Origin of the sequence: Enterococcus sp. AZ141 (assembly GCF_051714385.1) — a bacterium.
GTDB classification, from domain to species: domain Bacteria; phylum Bacillota; class Bacilli; order Lactobacillales; family Enterococcaceae; genus Enterococcus_D; species Enterococcus_D entomosocium.
On record NZ_JBIORT010000001.1, the window covers coordinates 1,350,982 to 1,365,124 of the forward strand.

16 protein-coding genes and 1 pseudogene are annotated in these 14,143 nt (G+C 43.6%); 10 read left to right on the forward strand and 7 right to left on the reverse strand.

The annotated features are described in order from the left end of the window. The first annotated feature begins 139 nt into the window (after positions 1-139). The 8 genes from arcA (at position 140) to IGI89_RS06275 (ending at position 7,656) form a co-directional block, all read left to right on the forward strand. Complete coding sequence (gene arcA, locus IGI89_RS06240) at positions 140-1,363, forward strand: arginine deiminase (protein ID WP_429975063.1); 1,224 nt, start codon at positions 140-142, stop codon at positions 1,361-1,363. 19 nt (positions 1,364-1,382) lie between these two features. Continuing rightward, positions 1,383-2,402 carry an ornithine carbamoyltransferase gene (gene argF / locus IGI89_RS06245; protein ID WP_438735447.1) on the forward strand — a complete coding sequence of 340 codons (1,020 nt, stop codon included), beginning with the start codon at positions 1,383-1,385 and terminating at the stop codon, positions 2,400-2,402. A gap of 17 nt (positions 2,403-2,419) precedes the next feature. Next, entirely contained in the window at positions 2,420-3,355 is a 936-nt protein-coding gene (gene arcC, locus IGI89_RS06250) for a carbamate kinase (RefSeq protein ID WP_005233327.1), read from the forward strand. Positions 3,356-3,397: 42 nt separating this feature from the next. After that, positions 3,398-4,087 (forward strand): Crp/Fnr family transcriptional regulator, encoded by a 690-nt coding sequence (locus IGI89_RS06255; protein ID WP_438735448.1) that lies wholly within the window; start codon positions 3,398-3,400, stop codon positions 4,085-4,087. 44 nt (positions 4,088-4,131) lie between these two features. Then, a complete protein-coding gene (locus IGI89_RS06260) occupies positions 4,132-5,583 on the forward strand; it encodes a YfcC family protein (RefSeq protein WP_438735449.1) in 1,452 nt (483 codons plus the stop codon). Positions 5,584-5,660: 77 nt separating this feature from the next. Beyond that, positions 5,661-6,167 (forward strand): arginine repressor, encoded by a 507-nt coding sequence (locus IGI89_RS06265; protein ID WP_244732570.1) that lies wholly within the window; start codon positions 5,661-5,663, stop codon positions 6,165-6,167. A gap of 214 nt (positions 6,168-6,381) precedes the next feature. After that, a complete protein-coding gene (locus IGI89_RS06270; protein WP_005233334.1) occupies positions 6,382-6,897 on the forward strand; it encodes a VanZ family protein in 516 nt (171 codons plus the stop codon). A gap of 63 nt (positions 6,898-6,960) precedes the next feature. Then, on the forward strand, positions 6,961-7,656 hold the full coding sequence (locus tag IGI89_RS06275) for a YoaK family protein (RefSeq protein ID WP_008380162.1): 696 nt from the start codon (positions 6,961-6,963) through the stop codon (positions 7,654-7,656). Positions 7,657-7,689: 33 nt separating this feature from the next. Here IGI89_RS06275 and IGI89_RS06280 read toward each other — a convergent pair whose 3' ends face one another. The 4 genes and pseudogenes from IGI89_RS06280 to IGI89_RS06295 form a co-directional block, all read right to left on the reverse strand. After that, a complete protein-coding gene (locus IGI89_RS06280) occupies positions 7,690-7,821 on the reverse strand; it encodes a hypothetical protein (protein ID WP_438735450.1) in 132 nt (43 codons plus the stop codon). Between the two features lie 6 nt (positions 7,822-7,827). Then, positions 7,828-7,965: pseudogene (locus IGI89_RS06285) on the reverse strand (SdpI family protein); the annotation flags it as partial. A 215-nt stretch (positions 7,966-8,180) separates the two neighbouring features. After that, positions 8,181-8,663, reverse strand: a complete 483-nt coding sequence (locus IGI89_RS06290) for a VOC family protein (RefSeq protein ID WP_005233337.1) — start codon at positions 8,661-8,663, stop codon at positions 8,181-8,183. A gap of 39 nt (positions 8,664-8,702) precedes the next feature. Then, positions 8,703-9,581 carry an aldo/keto reductase gene (locus IGI89_RS06295; protein ID WP_438735846.1) on the reverse strand — a complete coding sequence of 293 codons (879 nt, stop codon included), beginning with the start codon at positions 9,579-9,581 and terminating at the stop codon, positions 8,703-8,705. A gap of 97 nt (positions 9,582-9,678) precedes the next feature. Here IGI89_RS06295 and IGI89_RS06300 point away from each other — a divergent pair, with 97 nt between their 5' ends. Continuing rightward, positions 9,679-10,047, forward strand: a complete 369-nt coding sequence (locus IGI89_RS06300) for a winged helix-turn-helix transcriptional regulator (RefSeq protein ID WP_005233339.1) — start codon at positions 9,679-9,681, stop codon at positions 10,045-10,047. Positions 10,048-10,111: 64 nt separating this feature from the next. Here the strand turns inward: IGI89_RS06300 and IGI89_RS06305 are convergent, their stop codons facing one another. The 3 genes from IGI89_RS06305 to IGI89_RS06315 all read right to left on the reverse strand — a co-directional run bounded on the left by IGI89_RS06305 (position 10,112) and on the right by IGI89_RS06315 (position 13,216). Then, positions 10,112-10,411: a hypothetical protein gene (locus IGI89_RS06305; protein WP_005233340.1), complete on the reverse strand. Its 300-nt coding sequence runs from the start codon at positions 10,409-10,411 to the stop codon at positions 10,112-10,114. A 154-nt stretch (positions 10,412-10,565) separates the two neighbouring features. Continuing rightward, entirely contained in the window at positions 10,566-11,963 is a 1,398-nt protein-coding gene (locus tag IGI89_RS06310; protein WP_005233342.1) for a L,D-transpeptidase family protein, read from the reverse strand. A gap of 269 nt (positions 11,964-12,232) precedes the next feature. After that, positions 12,233-13,216, reverse strand: a complete 984-nt coding sequence (locus tag IGI89_RS06315; protein WP_005230720.1) for an L-lactate dehydrogenase — start codon at positions 13,214-13,216, stop codon at positions 12,233-12,235. A 355-nt stretch (positions 13,217-13,571) separates the two neighbouring features. On the opposite strand from IGI89_RS06315, the gene pth reads away from it, so the two are divergent. Next, positions 13,572-14,132 carry an aminoacyl-tRNA hydrolase gene (gene pth, locus IGI89_RS06320; RefSeq protein ID WP_008380153.1) on the forward strand — a complete coding sequence of 187 codons (561 nt, stop codon included), beginning with the start codon at positions 13,572-13,574 and terminating at the stop codon, positions 14,130-14,132. Positions 14,133-14,143 lie beyond the last annotated feature (11 nt).

Genomic DNA, 14,143 nt, shown 5'->3' on the forward strand with positions numbered 1-14,143 from the left:
AAAAAAACGCCTGATGAGCGATATTCGCTTTTTCATGCATAATGCCAAATCCTTTGCGAAAAGAACACGAAATATACCACTGCGAAAGCGTATACAATTAGGTAGCATAGAGGTGTAAACAGAAGAAGGAGGAAGAAAAATGCCAAATGCTATTCATGTTTTTTCAGAGATTGGACGATTGAAGCAAGTCATGCTTCACCGCCCTGGTCGGGAATTGGAGAACCTTGTTCCTGATCATTTGAACCGCCTGCTATTTGATGATATTCCTTTTTTGGAACAAGCCAGAGCAGAACATGATCGGTTTGCGGAAGTCCTACGTCAAAATGATGTGGAGGTGTTGTATCTAGAAGATTTAGCTGCTGAATCGCTCACGTCACCAGAAATCAAACAGCAATTTCTCAAGGATTATTTAGCGGAAACTACAATCCAAAGTCCTGAGATCATCAAAGAAGTCACGGATTATTTTATGTCTTGTGACAATGATCGGGAACTGATCGACAAAACTATGGCTGGTTTAGCCAAAAATGAACTGGAGCTGCCAAATACCCAGAGCCTCGCTGGGACCGTGGATGATCAATACCCATTTCTGATCGATCCAATGCCAAATTTGTATTTTACACGAGATCCCTTTGCGACGATTGGTAACGGAGTATCCTTGAATCGCATGTATTCAGAAACAAGACGGCGCGAAACGTTATACGGCAAATATATTTTTGCTCATCATCCAATGTTCCAGCAAAATCCGCCTCATATGCTTTATGATCGCGCCCAACCAACCCGCATCGAAGGTGGCGACGAATTAGTTCTGTCAAAACATGTGTTGGCGATTGGTATCTCGCAACGAACGGATGCCGCTTCGATTGAGCAGCTGGCCCGCAAAGTGTTCGAAAATGAGCCAAGCTTTGAGTATGTTCTAGCGTTTGACATTGGTCAAGAGCGCAAATTCATGCATTTAGATACGGTATTTACAATGGTCGATCATGACAAGTTTACGATCCATCCAGAAATCGAAGGAGAGCTGACGGTTTATTCAATCTCACGAGCAGGTGATGGGGTGACGATCAAAGAAGAAAAGGACACGTTGGAAAATATTTTATGTCGCTATCTAGAACTAAATGCGGTTGAATTGATTCGTTGCGGCGGCAGTGATTTGATTGCAGCAGCTCGGGAACAATGGAATGACGGTTCCAATACCTTGACGATCGCACCTGGCGAAGTCGTCGTATATGACCGCAATACCATCACCAATCAGAAGTTGGCAGAAGCCGGTATCAAATTGCACAAAATCTCCGGCAGTGAATTGGTTCGTGGTCGTGGCGGTCCTCGTTGCATGAGCATGCCATTTGTTAGAGAAGATATTTAAATCAGAGGAGGAATCATCGATGGAACAAGTATTTAAAGGAAGAAGTTTTTTAGCAGAAAAAGATTTTACGAAAGCCGAGTTAGAATACCTCATTGATTTTTCAATCTATTTAAAACAATTGAAAAAACAAAATATTTCTCATCGTTATTTAGAAGGCAAGAACATTGCCCTTTTGTTTGAAAAAACATCGACTCGGACACGGGCGGCCTTTACGACAGCTGCCATCGATCTTGGTGCCCATCCAGAATTTTTAGGCGCGAATGATATTCAGCTAGGCAAAAAAGAATCTGTCGAAGATACAGCAAAAGTTTTAGGCAGCATGTTTGACGGTATTGAGTTTCGTGGATTCAGTCAACAAGTCGTTGAAGATTTAGCCAAATTCTCCGGTGTTCCTGTTTGGAATGGCTTAACCGATGAATGGCACCCAACCCAAATGATCGCTGACTTTATGACCATCAAAGAAAACTTCGGCACCTTGGAAAACATTACGCTAGTTTATGTGGGCGACGGCCGGAACAATATGGCGAATAGTTTGTTAGTGACGGGGGCAATTTTAGGGGTCAACGTTCGTATCTGTGCACCAAAAGAACTTTTCCCAGCGCAAGAAGTGACAGACTATGCCAACAAATTTGCTAAAGAATCTGGCAGTCAGTTGATGGTAACAGATGATATCCAAAAAGGCGTCAAAGATGCAGACGTCTTGTATACCGATGTTTGGGTGTCAATGGGGGAAGAAGACCAGTTCGAAGAGCGGGTGAAGCTGTTGAAAGATTACCAGATCAACCGCGAAATGGTGATGGCCACCGGAAAACAAGACGATGGCTTGATCGTGCTGCACTGCTTGCCAGCGTTCCATGATACGAATACGACGTATGGAAAAATGATCGAAGAAAAATTTGGCATTTCTGAAATGGAGATCACAGACGATATTTTCCGTAGTCACTGGGGTCGTCAATTTAAAGAGGCTGAAAACCGGATGCACTCGATCAAAGCGATCATGGCAGTAACCTTAGGCGATCTATTTATTCCTAGAGTGTGAGAAGGAGCAGTGAGCAGATGAGTGAAAAGAAACCAACGATCGTTGTCGCCCTTGGCGGCAACGCCATCTTAGCAGAAGATGCCAGTGCCAAAGGGCAAAAAGAGCGACTCAAACAGACCGTGGACTACCTGATTCCCTTGATCCGAAAAGACGTCAATTTGATCATTACTCATGGGAATGGTCCCCAAGTGGGAAACCTGGTTTTGCAGCAGCAAGCGAGCGATTCTAGCAAAAACCCAGCAATGCCTTTAGATACCTGTGTCGCCATGACCCAAGGCAGTATTGGCTATTGGTTGCAAAATGAGCTGAGAATCCAGTTGAAAGCAGCACAAATAGCGAAGCCGGTGGTGACTGTGGTCACGGAAATTACAGTCGATGCCCAAGATCCAGCATTTGCCCATCCGACAAAACCAATCGGGCCTTTCTTAACGGAAACGGCTGCCAAAGAAGCCATGGCGGCTTCAGATGCCATCTACCGGGAAGATGCTGGTCGTGGCTGGCGGAAAGTCGTGGCTAGTCCTGCACCACAAGCGATCCAAGAAGTTGCCAGCATCAAAGCGCTGATTGAACAAAACACGATCGTCATTTGTGCAGGAGGCGGCGGCATTCCCGTGCTAGACAATGGCCTGGGTGTTGAAGCCGTGATCGATAAAGATTTTGCTTCTGAAAAATTGGCTCGATTAGTCGATGCGGATCAGCTGATCATTTTAACGGGCGTAGAAAAAATCGCTTTGAACTTTGGCAAGGAAAGTGAGCAGTGGTTGGATCATGTGACCGCCGCGGAATTGGAAACCTACGTCGATGAAGGCCATTTTTCGCCAGGCAGTATGTTGCCGAAAGTACAAGCCGCTTTGAACTTTGTCAAAATGGGGGCGGAAAAACGGGCAGTGATTACTTCTTTAGACAAGCTGGCAGCTATCGATGATGCTGGCACGCAGATCACCTGGAAGTAAGCGAAGCAGCAAAGCAAGACCCAAAACATTGGAGTGAGAAAAATGATCGACCACCAAATAAAAGATCCATCAACAAGAGCGAACAGCTTTCAATGGCTGGAAGAAGAAAATCAGCAGCGTTTGAAAGAGCATATTTACTGCCGTACGTACAAAAAAGGTCAAGTGCTTTTTTATGAAGGCGACGTAAGAGATCGGATATTCCTTGTGATAGAAGGACTTGTACGGATCGAAAAGACCGACGGAACTGATTCCTATTGTTATGTAGATTTTGTTGGGCCAGATCAGTTATTTCCTTTGATTGGCTTGTTTGAAAGAGACAACTATGATGTATCGGCATTCGCTGCAACAGACATTGTCGTGCAGTTTGCAGCGATGTCACTGTTTGAACCGCTAGTCGTTTCGTCTACAAATCAGTTGCTGTGGCTCAATCAGCAAATGAGCCGGCAGTTGGAAAAGCAAAGACGCCGTGTCGAGTATTGTGTCACCTCCAGCGCGCAAACAAGAGTCGTCAATACGATTGGTCTTTTGATGATCGAGCATGGGCAGACACAAGGTGAGCAGATTCGCATCCCTTTTCCAGTTTTTATCAATGATATAGCCAAGTACAGTGGAACGACGCGAGAGACAGTCAGTCAAACGCTCAAGGCGCTCGTGCATAAAAGAAAGATTTATTATCGCTACAAAGAACTCATTATTTATGACCAAGATTATTTTTCTCATGTTGCCAAGTAATGGCTGGCAGCAAATAGGATCGATTCAAAAAAGGGGGAACACAGATGAAAAAAAAGCAAAAAGAAAAAAAGTCGCTGACATCATTCAGTATCTTATTTCTGATCATTATCGCCTTGACGGTCGCTTCCTGGCTCTTAGCAGGGCAGCCTTTTGCGCCTTCTTTACCAGCAGGCCAAGAAGAGATGGTCAGCCAAGTGGTGGGTGCCAAGTTTTCTGATTTCTTTATGGCGCCTTTTAACGGATTTCGTGATGCGATCGAGATCTGTGTGTTTATTCTCTGTTTGGGTGGTTTTTTGAATATCGTCACGCGAACAGGCGCTTTGGAAGCCGGGATTCAGCATTTGGTCAAAAAACTCAAAGGCAATGAGTTGATTTTGATTCCGATTTTAATGATCTTGTTTTCGATCGGCGGCTCCACTTATGGAATGGCGGAAGAAACGATTCCTTTTTATTCCTTATTAGCAATAACGATGGTGGCATCAGGTTTTGATACGATCGTCGCAGCAGGAACCGTTATGCTGGGTGCTGGTGCCGGCGTGATTGGCTCCACCGTCAATCCCTTTGCGACCGGCGTTGCGATGGATGCCTTGCGAAGCATCGATATTGCCCCAAACAATGGCACGATCTTAGTAGTCGGGGCATTGCTTTGGTTAGTCACGACCGCATACTGTATCTTTGTGGTGATGTCTTATGCCAAAAAAGTCAAAGCCGACAAAGGCTCCACGATCTTATCGCTGCAAGAGCAAAAAGAAATGGAAGAACATTTTGTCAAAGACACGAACGAAGCCTTGGTGTTTACGCAAAAACATCGCCTGATTTTGACGATTTTTGGCTTATCCTTTGTGATCATGGTGGTTTCCTTGATTCCTTGGGGCGACTTTGATATCCATGTGTTTGACGGTTGGACCGCCTTTTTGACCGGCAATAGCTTCGGTGAATGGTATTTTGGTGATTTGGCCATGTGGTTCTTCTACATCAGTATCATCATTGCGTTGATTCAAGGATTCTCAGAAAAAGAAATCGTGACCAACTTTATCGATGGGGTCAAAGACATTTTATCCGTTGTCTTGATCATCGTTGTGGCACGGGGTGCTTCCTACATTATGCAAACGACGTACTTGGATCTGTTTATTTTGGATCGGGTTTCCCATCTTTTAGAAGGTCTATCACCTGTCCTGTTTGTGATTGGCGCCTACATTTTGTATCTGCTCTTATCGTTCTTGATTCCATCGACTTCCGGACTAGCGTATGTATCGATCCCGATCATGGGGGCCTTGGCGCAAAGCATCGGACTCAATCCGAACGTCATGGTGATGATCTTTACTGCTGGTTGCGGATTAGTGAATTTGATCACACCAACTTCTGGCGTCGTGATGGGGGGATTGGAGCTGGCTCGGGTCAACTATTCCACTTGGACCCGCTTTATGCGCAAACCGTTACTGGTTATCGGAATTTCCAATCTTGCCATTTTAATCTTCTCAATGTTGTTCTTGTAAGCTACGTTTCAAGATGTGAACGAGACGGATCAACTATTTCAGTAAGCGAGGCGACTTGAGAGGAGCGGATCAAGTAAATGAAAAAAAAAGAGCGACAAGCAATTATCAAAAAACTCTTTGTCCTACATCGGATTGAGTCTCAAGAAGAATTGATGAATTTATTAAAAAAAGAAAATGTTTCAGCTACCCAAGCCACGATTTCTAGAGACATGCGGGAAATGAACATCGCTAAAACGTATGCCAAAAACGGTCGGCCGTATTATTCGATCTTTGAATCCAAAGAGCAGGATCTAGAAGACAGAATTGCGTTTTCGATGTATGAGTACCTAAAAAAGATTACGCAGATTGACTTTTTAGTTGTCGTTCATACGGCTGAAAACGGCGCCGATGTGATCGCCAATTATCTTGATGAAATGGAGCTGCCAAAAATTGTCGGCACGATTGCAGGGTTTGATATTTTATTGATCATCACGCCGTCACAAGAAGCGGCAGCAGAGGTCGTCGATCGGTTGAACCATTATGTAGAAGGCTACGAGATGGGTTCGTCATTGTTTACTGGAGAAAAAAACGCAAAACAGCCCTGAGAATCGTTGAAGGAGCTGAACGTCACAAGCCCCAAAATCTCACGACCAAACGGGTGACGGCTTTTCATACCGATGGCTATTTTTAAAAAGAAAGAGTGCTTCTAATCTTCACGGAAGCACTCTTTTTGTGTGTGCAATGTCACCACGGTTTGCTGGAAAAACAGTTGCATCACCAAATGAAAATGGTAAGATAGGAAAATGAGGAGTGAAAACTATGAAAAAATTACTGAAAGAACCGAATTTTTACTTTTGTATCGCACTTGCGGTTATGGTCATCCTCTTTATCAGTTCTTCACAAACCTATGAGCAGCAATCACAAATCGGGTTGCTTTCACGAATCTTAAAAAATGAACCATTGAAAGAGTGGCTAGAGAAGATTTCTTTTTCCTATGCTGGTTCGGAGATCAGTATTGCGGAAAAAGGCTATTTCTCATTTGTGGAATTTTTCATTCGTAAAGGCGCACATTTCTTTACCTATTTTGTCTTAGGGGGCAGTCTGTTCTTAACGCTTGTTTTTCGAAAACAGCCGTATTGGCTAGCCGCTTTTTTTGCTTGGTTAGCAGCTACCGGCTATGCTGGGATCGATGAATACCATCAAATGCTGACGGGAGGACGGACGCCGCTTTTTCAAGATGTCATGCTGGATTCAGCTGGAGCACTGACCGCCGTTCTTTTGGGGTGGTTGATTTGTCAGTTATCGAAAAAGTCACCTAAACGCCGCAAAACATAACGAGTTGTCGGCGTTTTTAAGCGTTAAGCTGTTAGAAAGTATAAAAAACAAGAGGCGAAACCAATGGAAAAAAGTTTGAGTAGTGTCAAAGGCAAAACCGAGTTTGTCGTGCATGAAAGTTTGCCGGTGGGGGTTCTTCTCGCGATGGCTGGCGGCTTTTTAGATGCCTATACCTATCTCTTTCACGGTGAAGTGTTTGCGAGCATGCAGTCGGGGAATGTTATTTTGTTAGGGATCAATCTTTCAACGGGGCAGTTTGAACAAGCCTTTCGGTATCTGCCACCAATCTGTATGTTTTTAGTGGGGATCGTGGTGACGAATTATCTGCAGCATCATTTTCCGACTGGTGGTTGGATCGTTTGGCAAAATGCTGCGTTGATCTTTGAAGCGATCGGTATTTTGGTTCTGGGCTTTTTTGCGCGTTCTTTACCCAATGTCCTGGTTGATTCCGGATTATCTTTTTTTGCAGCGATTCAATATGCCGCTTATCGGCGCTTGGCAGGGATGCCCTATGCCACCACGATGACCACTGGCAATTTACGTTCGCTGGCTGATTACTTATATTTGCGCGGGTTTAAGCAGGACCGATCAGTGACACCCAAGATCATTTCTATTTCCTTGATCATCGGCGGTTTCTTTTTTGGGGCGGTTTTAAGCAGCTTGCTAGGAATTTTCTTATTCCACCGGACCATCTGGGTGGTTTCAGGAATTTTAGCCCTGGTGTTGGGAATCACGATCCACAGTCAAAATAAAGAATAGAAAAAAGACATTCGCCGGAATGTCTTTTTTGTCTTACTTTTTGGTGCTCGAGCGTGAATCTTTGAGATACAGCGCTATTTCTACCAGCAGTGCTGCCAGAAGATAGCTGCCAAGGACGGCTATCTGGTAAAATTTCTCTTCAATCAGCTCGTTGCGCTGCAGCAAAATGACCCCACCTAAAAAGAGCATCGCCAACAGGGAGAACCACTGCTGGGAAAAACGCCAATTGCTGACACTGGCTGTACTGCGCTTGGTGCGAAAGCCGAATATATAATTGGGTTCTTCTCGGTAAAAGAACCGGAAGACGATGAAAAAAAATACCCATAAAAATCAACAACAAAAGACCAATATCGATCGAGATCGCTTCCTTTCAAGCGAGGTTTGTTGGGAAAATCAGCGAATAAAGAGGATTATCTATTTATTGTACTCGCTGTAAAGGGTTCTATGAAGGGGAACTATTGAAAAATAGATAGTTTTGCGTAAATAAAAAGGGAGGGCGCTATAAGTCGCCATCCCTTTTTCAATTATCCGCGTTGAAATGGTCCTTTTGGTGCAATCAGTTCAAGATTGGTACCGTCTGGATCTGTAAAGTAGGCAACACCTGTCCCGAAGCCGCTTTTTAAACCATCTTGTTCTTCAAAAACGATTGGGGTACCGTCAGGTTCAACCCCGATGGCTTTTAGACGAGCAACGGCTTCATCAATATTTTCGACTTCAAAACAAAGATGCATAGCACTGATTTGCTCATTGGAATAGCTAGCTTTGTTGGATTTTGGTTCGACGTATTCTAAAAGGTCGATGTTGAGATTGTCTAAATGAAGATTGGCATATTTGATCAATGTATCCTCTAAACCTTGCGTTTGCGCCATTCGTTTGCCACCGATCGTATCTTGATTGGCGATTTTCTTTCCAGTTAATGCTTCATAAAATTGGATGGAACGTTCGAGATTGCTGACGGTGATTCCCACGTGGTTCACCATTGAAAAGCCTGTGTTTGTGTTTGTCATTATACTTCCTCCTAAGGTTTTGTTTAGTATATCGTTTGGTTAATGAAAATCGAATGTGTCTGGATCTGGACCCACTCGCAGGTCCTCATTTAATGCGTTCAAGCGAGCCATTTCATCTTCTGATAAATGGAAATCAAAAATCGCTGCATTGGCGCGCATTCGCTCAGGGTGTGTCGATTTGACATTGACTAAGATTCCTTGTTGGATAGCCCAGCGTAAAAGCACTTGTGCCGCTGATTTTTGCTGTGCATCGGCGATCGCCAAGACGGTTTCCTCTTTCAGCAGTTTGCCTTGCATCAAAGGTGACCAAGCTTGGATCGCAATCCCCTTTTCAGCACAAAAGTCCCGCAGGTCTTGCTGCGTAAGTTTGGGATGCAGTTCGATCTGATTGACGACAGGAACGACCTTAGCAGCGGCCAATAGTTGCCCCAAGTGATGAATCTGGAAGTTGCTGACCCCGATTGCTTTGATTTTTCCAGCGGCATACAAGTCTTCCAAGGCGCGCCATGACTCTTGAAATGCCTGGTTTCCCGGCCAATGGATCAAGTACAAGTCGAGATACTCGAGGTTTAAGCGGGCCAAACTTTCATTGAAAGCATGGATCGTTTCATCATAAGTTAAATGATCGTTCCAAAGTTTGGAAGTGACAAAGAGTTCTTCACGAGCCAACCCCGTTTCTTGTAAGCCTTGTTTGATTCCTTCCCCTGTTCCTGTTTCGTTGCCGTAAATAGCCGCCGTATCAATCAGGCGATACCCATTGATAATGGCCTGTTTCACGACCTCTGCTGTTTCAGCTTCAGGGATTTGAAAGACACCTAACCCCAAACCGGGGATTTTGCTGCCGTTGTTCAGTGTAACGGTATCCGATAATTTTTCGATCATAAAAACATCTCCTTTATTTTTTTCTGTAATCATCATATAATGAGGAGGTAAGGTTGTATAGTACGTACTTTTTTGTTTGATACACACCTTTTGGTAACATTTGTGTGTTTACAGACTTGATGAGGTGAAAAAAATGGAAGAAAAAATTTATAATATCGGTGTAGAAGCAACGATGGATGTCATCGGCGGGAAATGGAAACCAATCATTCTTTGTAATTTACGCCATGGGGCATTGCGTCCTAGTGATTTACGGCGAAAAATTCCTGGCATCAGTCAAAAAATGTTGACGCAGCAATTGCGGGAACTAGAAGAGTCTGATATCGTTACCCGCAAATCCTATAATCAAGTACCACCCAAAGTTGAGTATTCCTTGAGTGAATATGGAGAAACGTTAGGCGGCTTATTGGATACCCTTTGCCAGTGGGGCACGATGCACGTCGCTGCGCTACAAGACAAAGGAGAACAAGTTACTTTGTTAGAACAAGAAGAGGCGATTGTCTAGCAGAGGGCAAGTGGCATGAGAAAAGGCCGGCAGAAACCATTGGTTTCCGTCGGCCTTTTTTAGGTTATGCTTGTTGGATCAATTCTAGAATGGCTTCAGCATTCATGCCGCTGTAATGATTGATGGGAAATGACAGGCGCTTGATTCGCGGCGGGATGGCCTGCTTGATCATCGGATCTGTTAAAGAAAGCAAAGGATCGACCAAAACGATTTTTTCTTGCGAAAAACGATAATTCATCAGACGTTCTGGTGTCACAACAGTCACGCTGATTTGATCCTCGGACAGCATTTGGATGTTGCGGGCGAAAATTTTAATCAGACTTCCAGCTAAAGTAGAACGATCAATAAAGACAACTTTTTCCAAAGTGATTCTCCTTTTTAATTAATATACTTAATTAAGTATATTAATTAAATGACGCTTTGTAAACAGGAACATATGGGAAACAACAAAAAAGCCGCAAAAGAATTTTTTTTGCGGCTTTTGGTTCATCTATAAAAAGGTTTGACTCTTTTTTTCATTAAATCACGATCACGGGTGTCCCGACTTCGGCTTTGCTGTACAATTCTTTCATCACGCCTGGCGGAGTATTGATACAGCCGTGAGAGCCGCGGGTTTTCCAAAGATCACCACCGTATTCCGTTTGCCAATCAGAATCATGGATTCCGACACCGGTCCAATCGATCGGCATCCAGTAATCAACAGGGGACGCATAATCTTCACCGGTCAAGGTTGCATCTTCTTCTTTGTTCCAGACATAGAAGACACCAGTTGGCGTTGGTGTGGCTGGTTTTCCAGAGATAATTTTCGTATCTAGCACCAGCTCGCCATCTTTGTAATACCACATGTGTTGGTTTTTCAGATCAACTTCGATATACGTGTTGCCAAATAACGGGCTGCCAGCATCGGTGCTTCCTTGAGCGATCGGTGTGCGCGTGAAGTCTTCGCCGGCTTTTAACGCCTCAATCAATGCTTCTGTTTCCGCATCGGTTTGGATCGTCCAGCTGAGGGTGCCGGCTGGAACCGTTACTTCGCCTTGTTTGGTACTCTTGAAGGTCGAAGAATTGGTGCTGGTGTTGTATTGCTCTCCGATAGAAGCGACATAGCTTCTTACTTTGTCTTCGTCGATCGTGGTGTTGCCATCTTTGTAAGAGAGCCAATCCATGATCGATTCTCTTGGAATTTGAAACGTGTTTCCGTTGATCGTATAATTGCCGGTTACTTTGGCGATTTTATTCAACGAATCCATTTCTTTGGTTAGATCAGGATCATCAGCGGTCACACTTGGTTTTGTGACGTAATCGACGAGATTTAATTCCTTTTCGCCACTGACGATGGCTTCTTGTAAGTCCGCTACTGCTTTGTCGACATCAATGGCATCGCCGTCAACTTCTGGTTTGATAGAAAAGCCGTCTTCGCCTTTTTCCAATGTTGCATCGGCTGACTTGGTACGATCCTCATTTAAAGTTTCTAGTTCCTTTTGAATCGTATCCGTTTCGCTGTTTAGCGTATCTTGATCCACCGAGAGATTGTCCAGTGTTTTTTCTTCTGCAGCGGAAACATAAGCCATTCCCCAACTCCACTGGTTCTGTTCATCTTTTAATGATTGCAGCTCATTGGTGAAATCCGTTTGTAACCCAAATTGAGCAAGGTTGATTGTCTTCCATTCGCTATCGCCTTCTTTGATGGTGAAATCTTCTTGCGAGTAGCGGTCATGCAGCAGGGCATTGGCCTCGGCAACAGTTTTGTTGCTGATGTCGATCCCATCGATTTCAGTCTTTGGTAAAAAACGGTTTGCATAATATGTACTTCGGTAGGTATAGCCGCCAGCGATCACTACTAATATAGCAGCCACAACGATCAGAACAATTTTCTTGGTATTGTTCTTGGCGTCAGTATGTTTGTTTGAACGAGTCATTCAACTACTCCTTTTTTTCTAATGGCATAATAGATAATAACGCTTAAATCATACCATATTCCCCCAAGAAAGCGAATATGGCAAATGAAACTTCCATGAAAAATAGAAAATTCTTAAACTATCTTTAGCTAAGCTGTAGAAAAGCATTTCTTTGCATAAAAAAACTGAACGAACCGCAGCAAATCATCTTGATCAAATTGTTCTGAAAAAGAGTGAGCTGTAAGGTTCGTTCAGTGGCATAGTTGACTAGCTAAACGAAGTGAAAGAAATTATTGATTGTCTTCTGCATCTAGTTTCGCAAAAGCTTCATCAAGAATATCTTTTAATTGTTTTGCAGAAGCGGCCATCCGGTCTTTTTCACCATCCGTCAATGGGATCTCAATCACTTTTTGGATCCCTTGGGCGTTGATAACTGCAGGCGCACCGATGTACAAGTCGTTTAAGCCGTATTCGCCGTTCATGTACACAGACAATGGTAAAACAGCATTTTCATCGTCTAAGATCGCGCGAGTGATTCGTGCTAAGGCTACCGCGATCCCATAGAAAGTCGCACCTTTTTTCTCGATAATGGTGTAGGCTGCATCACGAACACTGAAGAAAATGTTGACCATTGCTTCTTCATCGATGTCTGGGTTATTTTTGACCCATTCATAGATTTGCAAGCCGGCTACGTTGGCATGAGACCAAACAGGGAATTCTGAATCCCCGTGTTCGCCTAAGATATAGGCATGGACGTTACGGGCATCAACATCGACTAATTCAGCCAAAGCTTGACGGAAACGTGCAGAGTCTAAAGAAGTACCTGAACCGATGACGCGTTCTTTCGGGAAGCCTGAGAATTTCCAAGTCGAATAAGTCAAAATATCGACTGGGTTCGCTGCTACTAAGAAGATTCCGTTAAAACCTGAATCAACGATTTGGGTAACTACTTCCCGGTTGATTTTCAAGTTTTTATGAACCAAATCTAAGCGGGTTTCACCTGGTTTTTGAGGCGCACCAGCTGTAATAACGACTAAATCAGCATCATGTGCATCTTCATAAGAAGCGGCATAGATTTTTTTAGGGGAAGTAAAGGCCAAGGCATGGGACAAATCAATTGCGTCGCCTTCTGTTTTTGCTGTATTTATATCAATGATTCCGACTTCTTGCGCAATGTTTTGGGTCACCAGCGCAAACGCGTAACTAGAACCAACCGCACCGTCTCCAACAAGAATTACCTTTTGGTGATCTTTTTTGTTCGTTTTTGCAGTCATCTGTGTATCATTCCTTCCGCATAATTGTTTTACTCGCTATCATCCTACCATTTTCAAGTATATTTGTCATGTGATTTGCACAACAATATTACACAAAATATCGCTGTTTCAGTTGTAAATGCTTTCTTTGTTATTACGTCAAAAAGAGGATATATCAACGTTTTATTAAGATTCGTTAAGAAAGATAAAAACTGAGCAAGAGGACGCCACCATAACAGTCCATTTCGTGTTATAATTATTTCAGCAAAAGAACTGGGCGCATTTGTGTGCCCAGTATTTTGTGTTTGGATAAGAAAACCGATAAAATAGATGAAGAATCAGCTTGAAACTAGAAATAATGGAGCGTAATCGAAAAATGAAAATGATTGTAGGCTTGGGAAATCCCGGCAAAAAATATGAGAAAACCAAACACAATGTTGGCTTTATGGTAGTGGATGCCTTGGCACAAAAGTACCAAGCAACCTTTAAAAAGTCGGCTTTTGAAGCAGAAGTGGCAGAGTTTTTCTTGAAGGGTGAAAAAATCCTTTTGGTCAAACCGCAAACCTTCATGAATGAATCCGGTCGTTCGGTAGGTCCGTTGATGACCTATTTTGGCATCTATCAAGAAGAATTAGTAGTGGTCTATGATGACCTTGATTTAGCATTAGGGAAAATCCGCTTGCGCCAAAAAGGCAGTGCGGGGGGACACAATGGAATCAAGAGTTTGATCGCGCATTTGGACTCGACAGTCTTTGACCGCATCAAAATCGGGATCGATCGGCCACGTCCAGGACAAACCGTGGTCAATCATGTACTGAGTCCTTTTGCAAAAGACGATCTGCCCATCGTTTTACAAAGTATTGATAAGGCAGTCGAGGCAAGTAGTGATTACTTGACCAACGGCGACTTTCTTGCCACAATGAATCGATTTAACTAAGGAGGGCCGAG